Annotated in this window: 1 protein-coding gene; it reads left to right on the forward strand. The window is 44.5% G+C overall.

Features of this window, described 5'->3' with window-relative positions; genetic code table 11:
* Positions 1-847, forward strand: an 847-nt coding sequence (locus A3729_RS01660; protein WP_197475476.1) for a helicase-related protein, incomplete at its 5' end; no start/stop codon positions are given.
* Positions 848-858: the final 11 nt, after the last annotated feature.

Raw genomic sequence — 858 nt, forward strand, 5'->3', positions numbered from 1 at the left:
CCAAACTCTGCTGTTAAGCGCAACCTATCCAAAACAGATTCAATCGATCGCAGCGCAATATCTCACCGATCCGGTCATGGTAAAGGTTGAGTCAACACATAGTGACAGCAGTATTGAGCAACACTTCTATGAACTCCCAGATCAAGATGAGCGAATTGATGCAGTTCATCGTATTCTCATGCAGTATCAACCACCATCAACGGTGATTTTCTGCAATACCAAACGAGAAACCCAAGACCTGGCAGATGCCTTACATGATAGAAACTTCAGCGCCATTGCGATACATGGTGATATGGAACAGCGCGATCGAGACCAAACTCTTGTTAGATTCTCTAATCAAAGCGCCTCAATTCTGGTCGCAACGGATGTCGCGGCCCGCGGTCTCGATATTAAAGATCTAGATGCTGTCATAAACTTTCACATAGCACGCGACTCCGAAGTCCATGTTCATCGCGTTGGCAGAACAGGCCGTGCAGGTAGTAAGGGTTTGGCATTTACACTCTACGCAGAAAAAGAACGCTATCGCATAGATAGATTAGAACAGTACCTGAACAAAGAAATAGTGGCAGAAGCACTTCCTTCAGCAGACGTCCTTGCCAAAAAGCCTTTTTACCCACCAATGAAAACAATTCAAATTGACGGTGGAAAGAAACAGAAAGTCAGACCTGGCGACATATTGGGCGCACTGACAGGCGACAAGACGATAGAAGCAACATCGATAGGCAAGATTAATATCTTTGACTTCTCAGCCTATGTTGCGGTTGAACACAAAGTTAGTCGCAAAGCGCTTGAGAAAATTTCAAAAGGAAAACTAAAAGGTCGAAACTTTAGGGCTCGCTTTATTTAAGGCATTGGGAT

The organism is Oleiphilus sp. HI0043 (assembly GCF_001634935.1).